The organism is Arthrobacter sp. Bi26 (assembly GCF_918697925.1).
Taxonomy (GTDB): domain Bacteria; phylum Actinomycetota; class Actinomycetes; order Actinomycetales; family Micrococcaceae; genus Arthrobacter.
Genome location: NZ_CAKKMF010000024.1, coordinates 1 through 15,717, shown reverse-complemented (window position 1 = coordinate 15,717; position 15,717 = coordinate 1). Strand labels below are relative to the sequence as shown.

Genomic DNA, 15,717 nt, shown 5'->3' with positions numbered 1-15,717 from the left:
CTACTGTCCCGCGCTAGCGGACTCGATGGACTTCTGCATGTCAGACAGGGCCGCGTCTACGGTCTTCTCGCCCTTGATGGCCGAGTACGCGTTTTCCTGGATGGCCTTGGTGACGGCCGGGTAGAACGGGGTGACGGGACGCGGCACGGCGTTCTCGATCGAGGTCTTCAGCACCGGCAGGTACGGCAGCTTGGCGACGAGCTCCTGGTCATCGTAGAGCTTGCCGAGCACCGGGGCGAGCGAACCCTGGGTGGCGAAGAACTTCTGGGTTTCTTCCGTGGTGAGGAACTTCAGGAAGTCCACTGCGGTGGCCTTGTTCTTCGAGTAGACGCTGATCGCGGCGCTGTGGCCGCCCAGGGACGAGGCGCCCGGGCCTTCCTTGCCGGGGAGGGCGGTCATGCCCAGGACGTCCTTGACCTTGGAGGATCCTTCGGTGGTGGCCAGGTTGTAGACGTAGGGCCAGTTGCGCAGGAACAGCAGCTTGCCGTCCTGGAACGCCTGGCGGCTTTCCTCTTCCTGGAAGGTGATGGCTTCCTTCGGGATCTCGCCATCTGCGTAGGCCTTGGTCAGGTTGGCCATGCCAGCCTTTGCTTCCGCGGTGAGCAGGTTGGGCTTGCCATTCTCGTCCAGCACGGCTCCGCCGGCGGAGTTAATCGCCTCGGAGGCGTTGACGGTCAGTCCCTCGTACTTCTTGAACTGGCCGGAGTAGCAGCCGATGTTGTTGGTCTTGGCGATGGAGCACATGCCCATCATCTCGTCCCAGGTTTTCGGGGGCGTGGGGACCAGGTCCTTGCGGTAGTACAGGATGCCGCCGTCGGAAGATTCCGGTGCCGCGTACAGCGTGCCTTTGTAGGAGGCGGCCTCGACGGTCGGCTTCAGCATGGCCGAGGTATCCAGCGCCATCTTGTCCTTGAGCGGCTGCAGCCAGCCCTTGGCGGCAAATTCGGCGGTCCAGACGACGTCGACGCTCGCAACGTCGTAGCCGGGGTCCTTGGCCTGGAAGTGCTGGACGAGGTCGTCGTGCTGCTGGTCCGCCTGGTCGGTCTGCTCCTTGAAGGTGACCTTCTCGTTCGGGTGGGCAGCGTTCCACTTCTCGATCAACGGGCGGACCACGTTGCTGTTGTCCTTGCCCTGGACGTAAGTGATGGGGCCGCGTCCATCCAGGCCCTGCGAGGCGGCGTCGCTGCCGCTGGTAGTGCCGCCACCTCCGCCGCCACACGCCGAAAGGGTGATGGCCAAAATGCCTGCCGTGGCGGCGGGAAGTAGGAAATTGCGGGTTTTCATACTGGAGTGCTCCTCGCTGAGTACCGGTGAAAAACGGCCGTACTGATGGTGTGCCGACCATCACAGTAATCAACACGTCATGCAGAATGCAAGCGTTTACATGAAACCTTTATGCAAAGGAGATTCCGTGGCCCCGTCGGGGAGCCGCCTCAGCGGACCCGCTCGGCACGGCCAAACCGCGACCGTGCCCCGGATCCGATGTGGATCAGGACGGGGGTGCGCTTGCCGATCACGGCGTCGAGCGCCTCTACCAATGAAGAAACCTCGGAGGCAAGCGCCTGCGGGGCGACGCCCTGTCGGGGCTCCACCCGGATCTTGAGGGCCGGCTCCCCCTTGATCTCGTAGGCGGTTACCGAGACTCCGGTCAGGTCGGGCCGATCCGCAAGGGCCGCGCGGATCGTCTGCTCCGCCACGCCGCCGCCGATTCCGACGTTGCCCGGCACGTCGCCCGGGTCCTCCTCGGCCACGATCAGGCTGGTCCGGCCCTTGCCCTGCTGGGCAATCCAGGCGACCATCAGGCCAAGCACCACCACCAGCACAAAGCAGATGACGAGCCACAGCCAGCTCTCCTGGCGGCGGGGGAACTGCGTCCGTTCGAACAAATCGAGCCAGAAGTTCAGGACGCCGCCCGCCCAGTCATGCCACCACACGCCGACGGCGGGGACGCTCGCCAGCAGCACCACAAGCACGCCAATGGCTAGAAGCTTGATGCCAAGGATGCCGATCAGGATGCGGTTCAGGACCCTGGGAGTGTTGTTCATGCCCCCACCACCCCTGCCGTGGAGACCTGGATCCGCACTTCCGGCATGGGCCAGGGGCCCATTTCCTGCAGCTCACGCCGCACAGCGTCCAGGACGGCGTCCGGGCGCAGCGGCACACCGGAGGTCGGCCGGACGTTGACCATGACCCGGTTCCGCGACACGACCACCATCACCTGTTCCTGAGTCACGTTGGCGGCCAGCCGGGCTCGGCGCGCCAGGGCCGCGGCGATCACCTCATCGTCAACCACGACGGCGGCCCGGCGGTCCGGGAGCAGGTGGCGCGCCCGCCGTCCGGGCAGCACGGCGTTGAGGAAGAAAAACAATCCGGCTATGGCGATCACGACGCCTATGACGAGCAGTAGAAGCGGGCCGATTCCGGCCGGGAGCGCGACCACCCGCTCGGCCGCGGTCTGCGGATCCACGAGCCACGGCGGCTGCCCGACCGCACGGACCGCAGTTTCAAGCAGCGCGTAACCGCACACCGCCATGACCAGGGCGGCGGCCAGCACGGAGACGACGGCCCGCGATGAGTGCGTCTCCCGTTTCAGAATCCGGTCCATGCCCGCGGCACCGGAGCCCAGGGGGTCGCTCCCCGCCACCGCATCTGCGTCGTGCGGGCCGGAGCCGATACCGGTGTTCTGGGTGTCCTGGCTCAACGCACCCGACCTCCCCCGCGCACGGTGGCCCCGCTGATGCGGATGTCCACCCGGCTCAGCTGCGCGCCGGTCAGTTCGGTCACGCGTCGCAGGATCTGGGCTTTGGCGGCGACGGCACGCTCCCAGATGGAACCGCCGAAGCCGGCGACGCGGCCGGGATCCCGGAGAACCACCCTGAGATTCGGGACCGCGACGGGCATGACGAGCGAGAGCGCGAGCAGCCCGTCATCGTCCGACCACTCGGCGCGCACATCGTGCGCCGGCACACCGAGGGCCTCACCCGCGGCGGCCCTCGCCACACTCGTCAGGGCCTGTGTGCTGATGCGGTTATGCCCGGCCATTGCGGCGCCGCGGATCGGCGTTTCAGCCGTCATGTTCATGAGGAGGAACGCCGGCCCGTGAGGGCGTCAAACACGCTGCGCAGGTCCAGCTTCCCGTCTGCGGCCCGGCCCAGGAGAGCGCCGATGCCCATGAAGAACAGGGCACCGAGGAAGCCCCAGACGCCGAACTGGAAGGACATGAAAGCCACAAAGGCCCCCATGGCGATTCCCACTACCGTCAGACTCATTGGATTGCCTCCCTGACCGGACGGGCCTCGGCGGACGGGGCCGGTTTGGCCGGGCCGGGCACATAAACGTCATTGATCTCGATATTTACCTCGATCACCTCGAGCCCCACCAGTTCCTCGACGGCGGAGTAGACGGCGGTGCGGATCTGGTCCGCGAGGGCATGCAAGGGGGTACCGTACACCGCGACGAGATCGATGTCCACGGCCACCTGGGTTTCGCCGACTTCCACGCGGACGCCCGCTGCGTGATCGGCGCTGCCGACGGCGTCGCGGATCGCCCCCAGGGCGCGTGACGGCCCTGATCCCAACGAGTAGACCCCTGGTACCGATCGGGCGGCGATGCCCGCGACCTTGGCGATTGCGGCTTCCGATATAACCGTGCGGCCGGTGCCCGCCGGCACGGACAGACCTGCACCGGGCAGCCCGGCAACGGGACCCGAAACGGGCTGACCGGCAACGGGCTGACCGGCCGCGGCAACGGGCTGACCGGCCGCGGGACCGGCAACGGGTTGAGAATTCTGGTATTCCATAACGCACTCCCCCTTCTCTTTGACACAACCCTAGTCCCTGCCTTGGGCCGCGCGGGGGAATCTTGCAGCGCCCGTTCCCACGGCCGGCGCAGGTGCGGGCCGTGGGAACCGGCGAAGTGCATCGCGGAGCAGGACTGGCGTCCGCTTGTCAGCTGCGGGACGTCAGCCGGGAGTCGATGCGGGCGGTGGCCTGATCTGACTCCCTACTTGCAGTTGGTGGCGATCCAGGTTGTTACGGGTGCCATGGCGGCCTGGAGCTTGCCGCTGGAGAAGACGGTCTGGTCGGTGACGCCCGCGACGGCCACTTCCTTGAGGTTGGCGAAATCGGCCTTCAGGCTGTCAGGAACGCGCTCGGCCGTCTCGGCCAGGTCGGCTTTGAACTGTTCCAGCTCCGCCGTCTTGCCTTGGGCGGCCGAGAGGGGAAGGAGCGTGGCGCCGGTGGCCTGCTCCGAGATCTTGGTGCAGGCCTCGCCGGCGCTGGCGAAACCGCCGAACGGCCCGGAGGTCTTGCTGGGGCTCGGCGTGCCTGAGGCTGAAGCAGTGGACGGGCCCGCGGCGGACGACGGCGCGCTGCCGGCCTGGGGTGCCGAGCAGCCGGCGAGGGCGAGGGCTGCGAGGAGGGTGGCGGCGGTGAGAGGACGGGCAATATTCTTCGAAATCACGTTGCAGAATCACTTTTCGGTTGAGATTGCGCCGCCTGCCCGGACCGGGCTTCCGACGGCCTTGGTGTTCTTTCCCCAGCGTGCGAGTCTAGCCCGGCCAGCGGCCCGGCCCCCAACCGGTCGCCGCCGTCGGCCCCCGTCGATGCGGCCGTCCGTCTCCCTGTCGATTGCTCCGTAACTGCCCTTTTGACCCTTCAGAAGGGCCGTTACGGAGCGATCGATGGTGTTAAAGAAGAAAAGCACCAGTTCTCAATGAACTGATGCTTCCCAGTGGTGGCTCCGACCGGCGTCGATCCGGTGACCTTTCGATTCATTTGGTCAGCGAATCCAGCCCGGCCGCAGCCTTGAAGAAATCGTCATCGAACAGTGCGCCGTAGGTGTTGATCGTCGTCGTACCGTCCTTGTGACCGGCAATACGCTGCACATGCTTGACGTTCTTGGTCACGGACAGATACAGGCTGACGGCGGTGGCCTCAGGTCATGGAACACCGGCGGCCGGAAGTCCATGTCCCCAAATTCGAGCACGATACCGGCGGACCGAAGCAGCAAATCGCGCCTGGTGGTTTGTAGCGGAAACGGTCGTATTTGAAGCGGCCGGAACCCGGTTTACTTGAACTGAGGACAGATGGTCGGCTTGCGGTTTTGTCAGTCCGAAAGATGACAGGCCCCTGGCTTCTCGATTGTCCGTGCGGGCAATCGAGAGGCCAGGGGCCTCGTTTGCGGCTCAGGTGACTAGACCTTCCGGCTGGCCCGGTGGCGGAGGTGCTGGACGGCGCTGAGAGCGAGGGCGGCGGCCAGGACCAGGTAGAGAGTGATGGTGATGGGGCTGTCGATCAGGATGCCCAGGTTGCCCTCGGAGACTGCCAGTGCACGGCGGAGTTCAGTCTCGGCCATCGGGCCGAGGATCACTGCGATCAGAACGGGTGCCAGCGGGATGTTGTAGCGGCGCATCAGGAATCCGACGAGCCCTATGGCGATCAGTAGCCACAGATCAAGCACTGCGGAGCTCACCGCGTATACGCCGAGCATGGAGAAGACGGTGATGCCGGCGTAGAGGTAGTGCTTGGGGATGCTGAGCAGCTTTGCCCAGACGGAGGCGAACGGGATGTTGATCATCACGAGGATGACCAGGCCGATGAACAGTGAGGCCAGCAGGGCCCAGACCAGGTCACCGCTTCGTTCGAAGAGCAGCGGGCCTGGCTGCATGCCGTATTGCTGGAATGCTGCAAGCATGATCGCGGCCGTGGCCGACGTTGGCAACCCCAGTGCGAGCAGGGCGCCCATGGCGGTGCCGGCCGTTGCGTTGGCTGCGGCTTCCGGGGCTGCGAGGCCGTGGATAGAGCCGGTGGTGCCGAAATCCGGATCGTTCCGGCGCTTGGCCAGTTGTTTTTCGGTTCCGTAGGCCAGGAATGTGGGGACTTCTGCGCCGCCGGCGGGGATCAGCCCGAAGGGGGCGCCGAAGGCGGTGCCGCGCAGCCAGGCCGGGAGGGCCTTTTTGAAGTCTGCGAGGTTCAGCCTCGCCCGGCCCTTCGTTTCGATCCGGGTGGCGATCGGGTCGCGGTGGATGCGGGATGCGATGTGGAAGACCTCGCCGAGTGCCAGGAGCCCGACGGTGATGACGATGACGGAGATTCCGTCGAAGAGCTGGGGCATGCCGAGGGTGAAGCGGGCGGTGCCGCTGGGGCCGTCAATGCCGACGAGGGCCAGGGCGAGGCCGATTCCGAGGGCCGCGATGCCGCGGATCACGGATTCGGAGACGACGGCGGAGATGGCGAGGAAGGCGAACACTGCCAGGGCGAAGTACTCGGCCGGGCCGAAGACCGTGGCCATTTTGACCAGTGTGGGGGCGAAGAAGACCACCAGGGTGGTGGCGATTAGGCCGCCGATGAAGGCTCCGATGGCGCAGGTGGCAAGCGCTTTGGCCGCCTGTCCGCTTTTGGCCATCCGGTGTCCCTCGAACGTGGACGCGATGGCCGAGGAGTGGCCGGGGGTGTTGAGCAGGATTCCTGAGGTGGAGTCGCCGAAGAGGCCGCCGAAGTAGATGCCGGCGAACATGATGAATGCCGCGGTCGGTTCCAGTGAAAAAGTCACCGGGAGCAGCAGCGCCACGGCCATGGCGGAGCCGAGCCCCGGCAGGACGCCGACGGCGGTGCCGAGGAGTGCGCCGATTAGCACCCAGAGGAGGTTGATGGGGGTCAGGGCGCTGGCGAAGCCACCCATGAGGAGTTCGAGTTGTTCCATTAGAGGATCCCTCCTATGAAGCCGGAAGGCAGGCTGAGGCCCAGCCCGGCGCCGAAGGCCAGTTGAATGATTGAGGAGAAGAGCAGGCCCACGCCGATGTCGAAGAATCGTCGGTGGCTGCCGAGGGCGTAGGCAACAACCCAGAACAGTATCGTCGCGCTGATGATCCAGCCCAGCGGTTCCAGCAGCGCGACGAAGGCCACGACCCCGGCCAGCATCAGGCCGACCGTCCGCCAGTCCGAGTACGTCTTCCAGGTTTTGGCTGGGGTTTTGGATGGCGCATCGTCAAACGCTTCGGCTTCTTCCTTCCCCAGGTGACCGAGGTCGTGCAGCATGTCCGCCGAGAACTGTCCGTGTCCGGGGTGGATGGAATTGTCAGGGATCTGCGGTGAGCGGAGGATCTGGATGGCCAGGAGGGTCGCCACCAGATACAGCAGGATGCACACGATGATGGGGAAGAACTGCGGTCCGGGGGATGATTTGCCCTGCACATGCATGGTCACGGTGCCGATGGTGAGGAGGATGGCCACTGCATAAAGCACGGCGACGACAACGAATTCGCTGCGGCCTGTCCCAAAGCGGCGCTTCGGTTTACCGTGCGGCTCCAGGGCGGATCCTGCTTCTGGCTGGTTCTGGGTGATGCTCATAGGCCGAGGTCCTTTACGATTTCTTGGGCCGTTGCAACTTCGTTGTTGATGAACTGTTCGAATTCTTCGCCCGTGGTGAAGGTGTCCGTCCAGTCGTTGCGCTTCAGCGCTTCCTGCCAGTGGTCGGTGCTGCGCATCTCGGTGACGATCTTGATGAACTCCGCTTTCGCCTCATCGGTGATGCCTGGCGCGGCCACAAATCCTCGCCAGTTGGACATCGCCGCGTCTACGCCCTGCTCCTTGAAGGTGGGAACGTCTACGCCTTCCAGCCGCTCTTCCGAAGAGATGGCCAGGGCGCGCAGTGTTCCGGCCTCGATCTGGTCGCTGACTTCGTTGTAGCCGGACATGCCGGCGGACGTGGTGTGGGACAGGAGCGAGGTCAGGGCCTCACCGCCGCCGGAGTAGGCGATGTAGTTCACTTCCTGAGGATCGATGCCGACCGTTTTGGCGACCATGGCGCTCAGAAGATGGTCGATCGAGCCCAGGGATCCGCCGCCGATTGAGGTTCCGCCGGGGTTTTGCTTCCATGCGGCCAGGAAATCGTCGAGGGTCTTGAACTCAGAGTCAGCCGGGACCACCAGCGCCGCGTAGTCATCGGCCAGCCGGGCGATGGGAACAACGTCAGCCATGGACTCCGGGTTGTCTCCGAGTTCGATGGCCCCCACCATCACACCACCGGTCGCCAGGAGGGCGTCTTCGCGCCCGGGCATCTGGACAAACTGGCTCAGGCCGATGGTCCCGCCGGCTCCGGGCACGTTGACCACCTGAGCGTTATTGACCACGCCGCCGCTCTTGAGCGCCTGCTGCCCTTCACGGGCAAATCCGTCCCAGCCGCCACCAGGTGCTGCCGGGGCGATCAGGGTGAGCTTGTTCCGGGCCGTGCTCGTTCCACCGGCCGTGCCGGCATTGATGAACGCCAGCGTGGCCACGACGGCCACGACCAGGCCGAACACGGCATTGCGTAGGGGATTTTTCATGGTTCTCGTTCCGTAACGACGTTGTTGGGCGGTGCGAAAGTACTCTGCTGGGGCCTTGGCCTCAGCCGCATCCCGGTGATCCAAGACTCTCAGAGCACTCAGGGATACTGTTGTACACAATGAAATACAGTTATACCTGTGATGGCAGTCACGGGCAAGTTTTGATCTGCAATATCGATCTTGCGCCATATGCATACGTTTGTATACAGTTGGATTCATCAACCAGTGAAAGGACAGCCAATGTCGATCGGTAATGGAGCCGGACCGCGGATTACGGACAGCGTTGACGTGATTGTGGTGGGCGGCGGGAACGCCGGTTTTACGGCGGCGCACGCTGCAGCGGAGCGCGGGCGGCGCGTTGTACTGCTGGAAAAAGGCGAAAAGGACATGGCAGGCGGCAACAGCTTCTACACCGCCGGCGCCACCCGGATAGTGCATAACGGTCTGGATGATTTGCAGGGCCTGGTGGAACCGGATGAGCGGCACGGCCGCACTGTTGTTCCTTCCTACAGCGCTGAAGAATATGCAGCGGACCTGGAAAAGGTCACGGAGGGCCGGAACGATCCCGCACTGACGGAGGTTCTTATCGCGGAGAGCCAGTCCACTCTGCGGTGGCTCAACAGCCTGGGTCTGAAGTACCGCCTGATGTACGAGCGTCAGGCCTATGAGCGCGCCGACGGGTCCTACCTTTTCTGGGGCGGCTTGCATGTGGGGAACGTGGGCGGCGGTGAGGGCCTGATCGAGGACCACACCAGGCTTGCCGCAGAGCTCGGCATCGATGTCCGCTACGGCCACGAGGCACAAAGCCTCGTCGTCGAAAACGGCCGCGTTGCCGGCGTCGTAGTCAAAACCGCCGAAGGCGAACTGCGCCTGACGGCAGAGTCCGTCATCCTCACCGCCGGCGGCTTCGAGGCGGACCCCCAGTGGCGCCAGGAGCACTTGGGCGAAGGCTGGGAAAACGCCAAGGTCCGCGGAACCCCGTACAACACCGGTGACATGATTGCCGCGGCCCTGGCGATCGGCGCGACCAAGGGCGGCGACTGGGGCACCTGCCACAGTGTCCAGTGGGATGCCTTCACGGCCACCAACGAGAGCAACCGCGAGCTCACCAACCGGCTGACCCGGCAGAGCTACCCGTTTGGCATCATCGTAAACACCGACGGCAAACGATTCCTGGACGAAGGCGCGGACTTCAGGAACTACACCTACGCCAAATACGGCAAGGAAATCCTCAAGCAGCCCGGGTCAGTGGCCTACCAGATCTTCGACGCAACCCTGCGACCGATGCTGCGCGGCGAGGAATACGACATGCCCGGCATCTCCGTCGAGATCGCGGACACCATCGAGGACCTGGCCGCCAAAATCGGCCTGAACCCAGAGAGCCTGTCCAAGACCATCACGGACTTCAACAACTCGATCGACCGCTCCGTCCCGTTCGACCCCACCATCAAGGACGGCCGGAAGGCCACCACCGAACCGGTCAAAAGCAACTGGGCCGCCCCCATCGAAACCGGACCGTTCTACGCCTACGGCGTCACGTGCGGGATTACGTTCACGTTCGGTGGCATCAAGTCCGACACCCACGGCCGCGTCCTGGACGCAGACGGAAAGCACATCGACGGCCTCTTCGTGGCCGGCGAAATGCTCGGCGGACTCTTCAGCACCAACTACCCCGGCGGCACCGGACTTGCTGCAGGCTGCGTCTTCGGACGGCGCGCAGGCGTTCTGGCGTAAAGTTCCTTTCGAACAAGCACTCTGCGATGACCACTCCAACGCCTCAAGGACCAGCCACGTGACGGACACAGCAACTCCACGTATTGATGGAGAGAGCATCTTCCAGACCCTGCGCAGCGAAATCCTGTCCGGAGTCCATCAGCCTGGCACCGCCGTTCGGGAAACATCGCTTGCCACGCGTTTCGGCGTCTCCCGGACACCTGTCCGGGAGGCGCTCTCGCGCCTGCAGCAGGAACGGCTCCTCGAGCGCGTGGCCAGGGGCCTCCAGGTTCCCCAAGTGGACCCCCAGCAGGTCATCCAAATCTATGACATGCGGATTCTCCTCGAAGAGGAGGCCGCGCGCCAGGCAGCCCGTGCCAGGCAGTTCCCCGACCTGATGCGGCTTGAGGCGTTGCTGCAGCGGGACCGGGAACTCCAGGAACCGGATGACCACACCAGGATCACCACCAACCTGGAGTTCCACGCCGCCGTGTGGAACTGTGCCCACAACCCGGTCCTCCAGGACCTGCTGGATAGGTTGTCAACTCACCTCATCCACGCACCGCGTTCCACACTCTCCACCGCTAACCGCTGGGAGGCGGCACTGGACGAGCACGAGGCCCTGATACACGCCATCGAGCAGCAGGACGCCGATGAAGCGGGAAAGATCGCCCGGCAACACATGGAAACAGCCCGTACCCTGCGCCTGCAGCTTCTTCGAGAGACAGCACTGCAACACCCACTGACCGGTTCCCGCCGCTAAAGCAAGCCACCGACACCTGCACGCGCCGGGCCGTCAAGCCCGCGCGACGCGTCTCGTCGAACGTTTAGCCCGCCAGACAGCGCGCAGAATCCGCGTCATCAGGGCCAGAGACTCCACCGACCGCCGGATCCAATTCCGGCATGCGTGAACCCTAATCCTGCATGCCACCGCAACAGGCAACCCGAAAGACGGGGCGGGATAGAGCCAACGCGAAGGAGGCAGGGTGGCTGGAATGCCACCCTGCCACCTCCAACTCACATCCGCCGCAACCGGCTACCCAAGGACAAGAGCTTGACAACCTACCCACACGCGCCCGGGCCAAAGCAGGAAACACCCCAAAAACCGGAACCCATCAGCAACTGGTACAAACTCTCACGATACGACTACGTGGAAATCTACCGTCAGGGCGAGATCATCGCACAAGGAAATATAGACATGCTTGCCCTCGACGGCAGCGTTCTGTGGCTTCACCAGGACGAAGGAAAAGGCCGACTCATGTTCCTGCAAGATGAAGGCCTGCGAGTCTACAAACGGCCGCATGCCGGCCATACCGCCAAACCCCCAGCGAAGAATCGCGTCCGAAACGATCTCGCCACTCTCTATAACTGCCAAACCGAGCTGTGAAAAAACCGCCATCCCCATCGAACAGTCACACCTGCCGCAGAAAACCAGCCCTGCAAAGGAGAAGTGGCGTCCGGCCCCCGGTTCTCACAAATAGTTCTCGAAACAGGTCGATGTACCAAGGGGATACCAGAGGTCCGTCCCAGAATTTGGCTGATTCCGGCTGACACAGGCTGAATCCTGGGCTTCACGCAGCAACGAAAAAACCCCGCCGCTCCCGTGTAAACACTGGGAACTGCGGGGTTCTAGCTGGTGGCTCCGACCGGCGTCGATCCGGTGACCTTTCGATTTTCAGTCGAACGCTCTACCAACTGAGCTACAGAGCCTAGGTGACATGTCACCTTGATGGCCGGAATTTCTTCCGGCAATCAGAGCGACCCTGACGGGACTTGAACCCGCGACCTCCGCCGTGACAGGGCGGCGCGCTAACCAACTGCGCTACAGGGCCTTGCTTGTTTATTGCTTGTACTGCATGTTTCCTGCTGTCTGCGGTATCGCTACCGCAAATTTTCAAGGCCTTTAGCCTACCAGACTTTTCCATCCGGTTTGACCAGTTCCTTGCGTACCCCCAACGGGATTCGAACCCGTGCCGCCGCCGTGAAAGGGCGGTGTCCTAGGCCGCTAGACGATGGGGGCCAGGACGCCATCCGGTTGAACTTGTCGGGGCAAAAATTAAGGGCCGAAGCCTGTCGTTTTTGTCCTTTCGGGTTCCTCCGAACTGGACTATAAAACTATAAGGGCAGACCCCCTGATTATCCAAAATCGGTCCATCCGCCGGTGCAAGTTGGGCGCAAGGTGGGTGCAAGATGGACGGATGGATGCCGTTGATGCCCTCAATGAGATTGCGTTCTGGCTGGAACGCGAGCTCGCCCCCACCTTCAAGATTCAGGCGTTCCGAAAGGCAGCTGGGATTGTCGGCGCCTTGGAGCCGGACGAGGTCGCGGCGCGGGCACGCAGCGGCAGGCTGAAGAGCATGAAGGGGATCGGGGACAGAACCTTCGAAGTCATCAGGCAGGCGGTCGACGGCGGCGTACCCGACTACCTTGAGGGCCTGCGGCAACGCGGGCAGCAGCCGCTCGCGACCGGCGGCGCAGAACTGAGCTCCGCCCTCCGGGGCGACCTGCACAGCCACAGCGACTGGTCCGACGGCGGGTCCCCGATCGGACTCATGGCTGACGCCGCCCGGACGTTGGGCCGGGAGTACCTCGCCTTGACGGACCACTCCCCTAGCCTCAAGATCGCCAACGGCCTGAGCGCGGAACGCCTTCGGGAGCAGCTCGACGTTGTTGCGGACATCAACGGGGACGGCGGGGACTTCAGCCTTCTGGCCGGGATCGAGGTGGACATCCTGGAGGACGGCACCCTGGACCAGTCCCCGGACCTGCTGGACCAGCTGGACATCGTGATGGCGAGCGTCCACTCAAAGCTCCGCTCCGACCGGCGCACCATGACCGAGAGGATGCTGGGCGCCATCAACGATCCGCACACGAACGTCCTCGGCCACTGCACCGGGCGGCTGTTGCAGGGATCGAGGGGAACCCGACCGCAGTCCGAATTCGACGCCGAGCGCGTATTCGCGGCCTGCGCCGAGAATAACGTGGCCGTCGAAATCAATTCCCGTCCCGAACGGCAGGATCCGCCGGACGAGCTGATCCGACTGGCCCTGGACGCCGGCTGCCTCTTCAGTATCGACAGTGACGCCCACGCGCCGGGCCAGCTGGATTTCCTGCAGTACGGCGCCGAGCGCGCGGCCTCGAACGGCGTGCCCGCCGAGCGGATCGTCACCACCTGGCCGCTGGATCGGCTGCTGGAGTGGTCCGGGCGCGGAAAGTAGCGGCCGCACCCATGCCTTAGGTCTCGCCCCAGCCCGGTACCGGCCGTGGGTTTGGCCCTAGCCCCGGCACTAGCCCCGGGACGGTTCCGGACCCTCGGGCCGCCACGGCGTGAGCCTGGGCAGCCAGCGCGGGACGTTACGGCGATACTCTTCGTAGGCCGCACCGAACTTCCGGGTCAGTACCGGCTCCTCGTACAGCCGGACGAAGGCCACAACCGGGACGGCGCCGATGCCCAGGGCCACGAAGAGCTTCGGCGCGCCTAGCAGGAGTCCCTGCCCGGCGACGGCCGCCGCGACGGAGACATACATCGGATTCCGCACGTATCGGTAGAGCCCACCAACCACCAGCTTCTTGGGAGGGGCAAATGGCGCGGGGGTCCCGATGCCCTCCACGGCGAAATGCACAAAAGAGTTCGCGATCACCGCCGCGCCCGCACCGATCAGCAGGGCGCCGGTGATCTGCGCAGGCACCCCGCCGGGGACCGGGGAGGCCACTTCCCAGCGGGTCAGAAGCCACGGCACCAGGCCGGCGGCCGTTGCGGGGGCAACCGCGAAGACGGCCGTACCGATGGCTGCGCGCTTCCTTTCGCCGGCCGACACTGGGGATGCTGTCATACCAGCAATCGTGACCCCGCCACATTGAGCGGACAAGGGCCTACCGACCCCAGACCTGAGGGCCGGCTCCGGACCGGCATGGGTTTTCCACTCCTTGCGCGGTGCTCAGGAACGGGAGGCAGACGCGGTGCTCAGGCGAGCAGCAGCACGGCAAGGGTGATCATCACGACGGCGATTCCGGCGTCGAGCACCCGCCAGGCCGCCCGGCGCCGGAAGAGCGACGTCAGGAAACGCGCCCCCGCGCCGAGGGCGGTGAACCAGGCAATGCTCCCCAGGCCGGCCCCGGCGGCGAACCACCAGCGCCCGGCTTCGCCTTGAGCGGCGGCGAGGGACCCGAGCAGCAACACCGTATCCAAATAGACGTGCGGGTTCAGCCACGTGAAGGCCAGGCAGGTGCCCAGCACGGCGGCCCGGCCACCGGCCGGCTTGTCGCCGGGATTCTCCAGTTGCGACCCCCGGACCGCGCGCCGGGCCGCGAGCGCCCCGTAGACGAGGAGGAACGCGGCCCCGACCCACCGGATCACCACGATGGCAGCGGGCGCCCGGTCCAGGAGGACACCGATGCCCGCGACGCCCAGCAGGATCAGCACGAGGTCCGAAACCGCGCAGACTGCCACCACCATGACGACGTGGGAGCGCTGGATGCCCTGGCGGAGGACAAATGCGTTCTGCGCGCCGATGGCAACGATGAGGGACAGTCCGGCGGAGAGGCCGGAAAACAGTGGAAGGATCACCATTCCACGGTAGGGGTCCGCCGAAGATGAAGCCAGTTAAAGATTCTGCTGATACATAAGATGGTCTAATGATGGAAATTTCCCCCGAGCAGGCCCGGACGCTGGCCGCAATCCTCACGTACGGGAGCTTCGACGCCGCCGCAGCCCATCTGTCCGTGACGCCTTCGGCCGTCAGCCAGCGTGTACGGGCCCTCGAGGCCGCCGTCGGCCGGCCCGTCCTGACCCGAGCGCGGCCGCCCGGGCTTACCGAGTCCGGCGAGGCCGTAGTGCGGTTCGCCCGGCAGCTGGAACTGCTCTCCGCGGACCTGGCCGAGGAACTGCAGCCTGAGCAGCCCCGCGCAGGAACGCGCCTGACGCTGGTGATCAACAGCGATTCCTTGCACACCTGGGCGTTGGCCGGCCTCGCGGCGGCCAGTGAAAACGTCCAGCTGGAGATCCTGCGCGAAGACCAGGAGCACTCGTTGGACCTGCTGCGCGCCGGCGCCGCCGCCGCCGCCATCACTGAGACAGCCAAGCCCGTGCCCGGCTGCTCGTCCAGCAAGCTGGGCATCATGCGCTATTTTCCGGTGTGCGCTCCGGACTTCACCCGCCGCTGGTTTGGGGCAGGGGTGAGCGCCGCGACGGTGGCCGCGGCTCCCGTTGTGGTCTTCGACCGCAGGGACGATCTGCAGGACCGCTGGCTGCGCCGGCTCAGCCACGCACCCCTTCAGCCGCCGCGCCACTACGTGCCGGCCGCCCAGGAGTTTGGCGATGCCATCCGCTGGGGCATGGGCTGGGGCATGATGCCCGAGATCGAAATTGGCGAAGATCTGGAGACCGGCAGGCTCGAGACGCTCTCCCCCCGCGCGCACGTGGACGTCGCCCTCTACTGGCAGCAGTGGCGGCGCGGCTCGGCGGCGCTGACCGACGTCGCGGACGCCGTCCGGGCGGCGGCGCGCGTGCTCCGCTGAGGCCGTCCGGCACCTTGGCGGCCGGCCGTCCGGCAGGTTGGCAGGATCTCGGCTAGACGTGACCGATTCCCGCCAGTCCTGACCGTGCTGTAGCGGCTAGATTGGCAGAATGGCTACAACCTCCGCATCCGGCCCCACTCCGTCCGCACGCCCCCACGAAG

18 protein-coding genes and 3 tRNA genes are annotated in these 15,717 nt (G+C 65.1%); 5 read left to right on the top strand and 16 right to left on the bottom strand.

Annotated features, from left to right (window positions below; all coding sequences use genetic code 11):
- The 11 genes from LQV16_RS08545 to LQV16_RS08500 all read right to left on the bottom strand — a co-directional run bounded on the left by LQV16_RS08545 (position 1) and on the right by LQV16_RS08500 (position 8,326).
- Entirely contained in the window at positions 1-1,284 is a 1,284-nt protein-coding gene (locus LQV16_RS08545; RefSeq protein WP_229993466.1) for an ABC transporter substrate-binding protein, read from the bottom strand.
- 149 nt (positions 1,285-1,433) lie between these two features.
- Complete coding sequence (locus LQV16_RS08540) at positions 1,434-2,045, bottom strand: hypothetical protein (protein ID WP_229993465.1); 612 nt, start codon at positions 2,043-2,045, stop codon at positions 1,434-1,436.
- Positions 2,042-2,605, bottom strand: coding sequence for a DUF6286 domain-containing protein (locus tag LQV16_RS08535; protein WP_229993500.1), 564 nt, complete (start codon positions 2,603-2,605; stop codon positions 2,042-2,044). The genes LQV16_RS08540 and LQV16_RS08535 overlap by 4 nt, the downstream gene beginning before the upstream one ends.
- 92 nt (positions 2,606-2,697) lie before the next feature.
- Entirely contained in the window at positions 2,698-3,081 is a 384-nt protein-coding gene (locus tag LQV16_RS08530) for a hypothetical protein (protein ID WP_229993464.1), read from the bottom strand.
- Complete coding sequence (locus tag LQV16_RS08525; RefSeq protein WP_229993463.1) at positions 3,078-3,269, bottom strand: hypothetical protein; 192 nt, start codon at positions 3,267-3,269, stop codon at positions 3,078-3,080. The genes LQV16_RS08530 and LQV16_RS08525 overlap by 4 nt, the downstream gene beginning before the upstream one ends.
- Positions 3,266-3,799: an Asp23/Gls24 family envelope stress response protein gene (locus tag LQV16_RS08520; protein ID WP_229993462.1), complete on the bottom strand. Its 534-nt coding sequence runs from the start codon at positions 3,797-3,799 to the stop codon at positions 3,266-3,268. Before LQV16_RS08520 ends, LQV16_RS08525 begins: the two co-directional genes overlap by 4 nt.
- Before the next feature lie 203 nt (positions 3,800-4,002).
- On the bottom strand, positions 4,003-4,461 hold the full coding sequence (locus LQV16_RS08515; RefSeq protein WP_229993461.1) for a hypothetical protein: 459 nt from the start codon (positions 4,459-4,461) through the stop codon (positions 4,003-4,005).
- 310 nt (positions 4,462-4,771) lie between these two features.
- Complete coding sequence (locus LQV16_RS23560; RefSeq protein WP_290369352.1) at positions 4,772-4,906, bottom strand: hypothetical protein; 135 nt, start codon at positions 4,904-4,906, stop codon at positions 4,772-4,774.
- 287 nt (positions 4,907-5,193) lie between these two features.
- Positions 5,194-6,702, bottom strand: a complete 1,509-nt coding sequence (locus LQV16_RS08510) for a tripartite tricarboxylate transporter permease (RefSeq protein ID WP_229993460.1) — start codon at positions 6,700-6,702, stop codon at positions 5,194-5,196.
- The gene (locus LQV16_RS08505) at positions 6,702-7,349 is read right to left on the bottom strand and encodes a tripartite tricarboxylate transporter TctB family protein (RefSeq protein WP_229993459.1); all 648 of its coding nucleotides are present in this window, start codon (positions 7,347-7,349) and stop codon (positions 6,702-6,704) included. The genes LQV16_RS08510 and LQV16_RS08505 overlap by 1 nt, the downstream gene beginning before the upstream one ends.
- Complete coding sequence (locus LQV16_RS08500) at positions 7,346-8,326, bottom strand: tripartite tricarboxylate transporter substrate-binding protein (RefSeq protein WP_229993458.1); 981 nt, start codon at positions 8,324-8,326, stop codon at positions 7,346-7,348. The genes LQV16_RS08505 and LQV16_RS08500 overlap by 4 nt, the downstream gene beginning before the upstream one ends.
- A gap of 240 nt (positions 8,327-8,566) precedes the next feature.
- Between LQV16_RS08500 and tcuA the strand changes: the two genes are divergently transcribed.
- From tcuA to LQV16_RS08485, 3 genes are all read left to right on the top strand, one after another.
- Positions 8,567-10,060, top strand: coding sequence for an FAD-dependent tricarballylate dehydrogenase TcuA (tcuA, locus tag LQV16_RS08495; protein ID WP_229993457.1), 1,494 nt, complete (start codon positions 8,567-8,569; stop codon positions 10,058-10,060).
- A gap of 58 nt (positions 10,061-10,118) precedes the next feature.
- On the top strand, positions 10,119-10,802 hold the full coding sequence (locus LQV16_RS08490; RefSeq protein ID WP_229993456.1) for a GntR family transcriptional regulator: 684 nt from the start codon (positions 10,119-10,121) through the stop codon (positions 10,800-10,802).
- Positions 10,803-11,093: 291 nt separating this feature from the next.
- Positions 11,094-11,426 (top strand): hypothetical protein, encoded by a 333-nt coding sequence (locus tag LQV16_RS08485; RefSeq protein WP_229993455.1) that lies wholly within the window; start codon positions 11,094-11,096, stop codon positions 11,424-11,426.
- 247 nt (positions 11,427-11,673) lie between these two features.
- Here the strand turns inward: LQV16_RS08485 and LQV16_RS08480 are convergent.
- The 3 genes from LQV16_RS08480 to LQV16_RS08470 all read right to left on the bottom strand — a co-directional run bounded on the left by LQV16_RS08480 (position 11,674) and on the right by LQV16_RS08470 (position 12,059).
- A tRNA-Phe gene (locus LQV16_RS08480) sits at positions 11,674-11,749 on the bottom strand.
- A gap of 48 nt (positions 11,750-11,797) precedes the next feature.
- Positions 11,798-11,871 (bottom strand) — tRNA-Asp (locus LQV16_RS08475).
- Between the two features lie 115 nt (positions 11,872-11,986).
- Positions 11,987-12,059: transfer RNA gene (locus LQV16_RS08470), tRNA-Glu, on the bottom strand.
- A 178-nt stretch (positions 12,060-12,237) separates the two neighbouring features.
- On the opposite strand from LQV16_RS08470, the gene LQV16_RS08465 reads away from it, so the two are divergent.
- Complete coding sequence (locus tag LQV16_RS08465) at positions 12,238-13,257, top strand: PHP domain-containing protein (protein WP_229993454.1); 1,020 nt, start codon at positions 12,238-12,240, stop codon at positions 13,255-13,257.
- A 69-nt stretch (positions 13,258-13,326) separates the two neighbouring features.
- Here LQV16_RS08465 and LQV16_RS08460 read toward each other — a convergent pair whose 3' ends face one another.
- Together LQV16_RS08460 and LQV16_RS08455 are read right to left on the bottom strand one after the other, a co-directional pair.
- Positions 13,327-13,872, bottom strand: a complete 546-nt coding sequence (locus LQV16_RS08460) for an isoprenylcysteine carboxylmethyltransferase family protein (RefSeq protein ID WP_229993453.1) — start codon at positions 13,870-13,872, stop codon at positions 13,327-13,329.
- Between the two features lie 131 nt (positions 13,873-14,003).
- Positions 14,004-14,609 carry a LysE/ArgO family amino acid transporter gene (locus tag LQV16_RS08455; RefSeq protein ID WP_229993452.1) on the bottom strand — a complete coding sequence of 202 codons (606 nt, stop codon included), beginning with the start codon at positions 14,607-14,609 and terminating at the stop codon, positions 14,004-14,006.
- Between the two features lie 65 nt (positions 14,610-14,674).
- Here LQV16_RS08455 and LQV16_RS08450 point away from each other — a divergent pair, with 65 nt between their 5' ends.
- Entirely contained in the window at positions 14,675-15,556 is an 882-nt protein-coding gene (locus LQV16_RS08450) for an ArgP/LysG family DNA-binding transcriptional regulator (RefSeq protein ID WP_229993451.1), read from the top strand.
- Positions 15,557-15,717: the final 161 nt, after the last annotated feature.